The sequence below is a fragment of the Symbiobacterium sp. genome, assembly GCF_040797425.1.
Classification (GTDB): domain Bacteria; phylum Bacillota; class Sulfobacillia; order Symbiobacteriales; family Symbiobacteriaceae; genus Symbiobacterium.
On the sequence record NZ_JBFNEH010000108.1, the window covers coordinates 1 to 3,497 of the forward strand.

General features: G+C 65.3%; 2 protein-coding genes. Both read left to right on the forward strand.

The window, feature by feature from the left end; translation table 11 throughout:
- A partial coding sequence (locus tag AB2385_RS16735) for a copper amine oxidase N-terminal domain-containing protein (protein ID WP_367656152.1) occupies positions 1-1,017 on the forward strand: 1,017 nt, incomplete at its 5' end.
- Positions 1,018-1,033: 16 nt separating this feature from the next.
- The coding region (locus AB2385_RS16740; protein ID WP_367656153.1) for a hypothetical protein at positions 1,034-3,497 on the forward strand (2,464 nt) is incomplete at its 3' end.

Below are 3,497 nucleotides of genomic sequence, written 5' to 3' on the forward strand. Positions count from 1 at the left end.
ACGCCCCCGCCGCCTCCGGAGGGGATGTCGGAGCGGATGCGGGCAGAGGTGGAGCGGTTGCTTGCTGAGCGGCCGGAGAGATACGAACGGTATGACTGGTGGGTCTGGCACCCGCTGCCGGATTGGACCCAGGAGTATCCCTGGTTCTGGCGTGAGGACTGGATGGTCTGTGGTACAACGATGCACGTGTACGCGTACCCGGTCCCGGATACGCAGCTGATCACCAAGGAGTTCGGTCGATCTTATGGTTGGACGCGGCTGTATCTGAAGCCGTGTCGGTATGAACCCATTCAGTCCATTACTGAGACCCGTGAACTCAGTGAGGAGGAGAAGCTGGCTGAGGGTCGAGGTATCGAGTACGAGTACTGGATGGACAAGTCACACGCCGGATTAGGCCGGGATTACGGTTACCGACACAACGGTAGCCCTGACGAGATCTTTCTTTTCCTGAATTTCGGAAACGCGAGCAGCCATTTCGATACGCCGGCCTACCTGGATACCACGGTGAACCGGGTTCGCGTGCCCGTCCGGTTTGTCAGCGAGATGATGGGTGCCCAGGTCTCCTGGGACCAGGACAATCGACGAGTCACGATCTACTTCCCTGCAGTCAGCCGCGAGGTGATGAAGGCCGTTCCCGCTCCGGGCTACGACTATCCAGACCTGATCCACCCCGAAACGCACTTGCCGGATCCATACCGTTTCCGCCTCGAAAAGCGACTGATCAGCATGCCCGAGCGGACGATCGTGCTGACCGTTGATCACCCGACAGCCATCGTGGACGGGCGGGAAGTCCCGCTTGATGCCCCGCCCGTAATCCGAAACGACCGGACCATGGTCCCTGTGCGGTTCATCGCCGAGCAGATGGGGGCCAAGGTGTACTGGGTTGGGGCGAATCCCATATTCCGCCTTGCCGATGGGACCCTTTCGGGTTCTTACCAGGTCCATATTTTCACGCCGTTCTTCCCTCTCTTCGAGTACCCGAGCTGGTATCTCGAGAACCGAGCTGTGCGGTACTGAAGGGAGTGAGTGGCTCATGAGATGGCCACGGTGGTTGGCGGGTGTTGTGTTAGCCTGCACGGCTGTCTTGATTGCCACGTCCAAGGCCAGGGCCAGTAACTGGATTACCAAAGGCGGCTCCCTACAGCGCATGTCTGTGGAGACCGGTGCTCACGGCTTGATCGAGCTGGTACCGTACTGGGAAACTCCATCAGTGGGTGAAAGCGCTACGCAACCGGTCGTCATCGATCGGGTCATCTATCACTTAGCTGGCGACTATCTCTGGCGGGTGACGTTGGACGGCGCCAACCGCCCGATTGCAGAACCCGAGAGGATACGCGATGTAGCAAAGGACGATTTCATCAGGTTTAACCGGACGCCCGACGGTCAGTTCATCGCACCGCAGTCTAGCCCTACCTACAGCCCTGACACCGGAGTTCTCTACTTCGGCACCGGGTACGGCTGGCTCTGGGCGTATCACACCATAGAAGGTTGGGCAAGGCCGGCAGAGTTGAGCTTGGGTTGCCCCGTTGTCGGATCTCCGCTGGTGATCCACGACAACGGTCGGGACATCGTGGTCGTGGCGGACCGGCCCAACTACCCCGGCGAGGAAAACCGGCCAGAAGGACGACCGCTGTGTCCCCGCTCCCATGGCAAGGTCTGGGTGGTCCAGGGACTGGATCAACTGAACGGTTCCGTACACAGACAGGTCTACGAGAGCGTAACGAACAAGCAAGATGTAGCAGGGTTCGGAGGCTTTATCACTCCGTCTGCCGTGATGGCCCCGTTCCATGGAGAAGACCCCAGCTTTGTCATCGGCACCGATGGCTTTCAGGGAGGGCGCGCACTGCGGCTTGCCCTGGACCGGAGTAGCAATTACAGGCCCTATCGTGTCTGGACTGTTGACAGCACTGCGGGATTCGCCGGCAACTTCACCTCAGACGGTACCCACGCGTACTGGTTGGACACCCGAGGGCGCCTCTGGGGTGCCAATCTGCATCACGGGCTGGAGCCTGCCGGCTGGAAAGGGCACATGATCGATGTCCCCACCCTCATCGGCGCCAAGGCCGCGTTCACCAACACTGAACCCGCGGTGGAGGTCCGCCAGACCCCGGACGGCCCCGAAACCCACCTCTACGTTACCCTGCGCAACTACAGCGACACCGGGGCCGGCCTCCGGGACGGCCCCACCGGCAGCGACGGCGCCGTGGTGGCCATCGGCCCCAGCGGCGAGCTCAAGTGGTATCGCAAGTTCGGCCCTGCTGACCGGCTCGACGGGCGGATGGCCTCCCTCAACACCGCCCCCCTCGCCCTGGTCAGCCGCGGGGCGCTCCTCTTCGGCGACGTGAACGGCTTCTTCTACAGCTACTCCCTGGACAACGGCAACCCCGGCGGCGGCTCCGCCCGGGCGGCGCTGATCCACCCGGACAGCCGTACCCCCGTCGACCGGCTGTTCCTGCTGAAGGCTGGGGAGCGGCCCAACGTCGGCCCGTACAACTTCTCCCAGGTCTCCGGCGTCGGCGTCGATCCGGCCTTCGCCCACGGCCTGCTGCTGGTCGGCGTCAACTTCGAGACCGACGGCGGAACCTCCGGCCGCCTGGTGGCCTTCCGGACGGGGGAGAGCTACGACCTGCGGTGGCTGGATGCGCCCGCTCCGCTGGAACTGACCCCGGGCACGCCGGTTTCGCTGGAGCCGCGGCTGCAGCTGGAGATGACCACGCGCACCCTCGCAGCCCTCTGCCCGGGCCTCTGGACCGTGCGCTGGTTCCTGACGGACGCGGACGGCCAACTGGTCCGCCCGCTGGGGGAGGTGCCGCTGCCGGGAGAGCTGGGGCCGCAGCAGCCCTATCCGGTGCCGCTCACGGTGACCCTGGCCGAGGGGGACCGGGCCGAGGGCTGGATTGTCGGGGTCATCGACCTGCCCACCGTGTACGCCCTGAGCACCGCTCACACGTCCAACCCCAAGGTCGCCCTGGCCAGGGGGATCGCCGGGGCGCAGGGGCTGCCGGCGGAGAAGACCTGCGCCGGCGCGGTGGCCGAAGTGGTCGAGCGGGAGGGGGAGCCCGGCCCCGAGGGCGGGCTGGCCAACAACGTGCTCATCGTGCCCTACGCGATCCGGCAGCCCGCGGCGGTCGTGGTCGACGACCCGTCGGTGGTGGACCTGGCCGTGCCGTCGATGGCCGACGCGGGCCGGCCGTTCGAGGTGGGGATCTACCTCGGCTACCAGAACAACCTCGGTCGCAGCGCGATCCAGGTGCCGCTCCGGCTATGGGCACGGCCGGAGTCCGGCGGGTCGGCGCCGGCCGGGGGATGGCAGACGGTGACCATCGACCGGATGCCCTGCTGCACCCTCAAGACGGGCACGATCCCGGGGCTGAGCGCGGGCACCTGGGAGATCGTCGCCGAGATCGACTACCCGGAGGACACCCGGCCGGAGAACAACCGCGTGATCCGCCGGGTGGAGGTGCTCTCGTCCAAGCCTGTGGAGGTGGGCGGCCCGG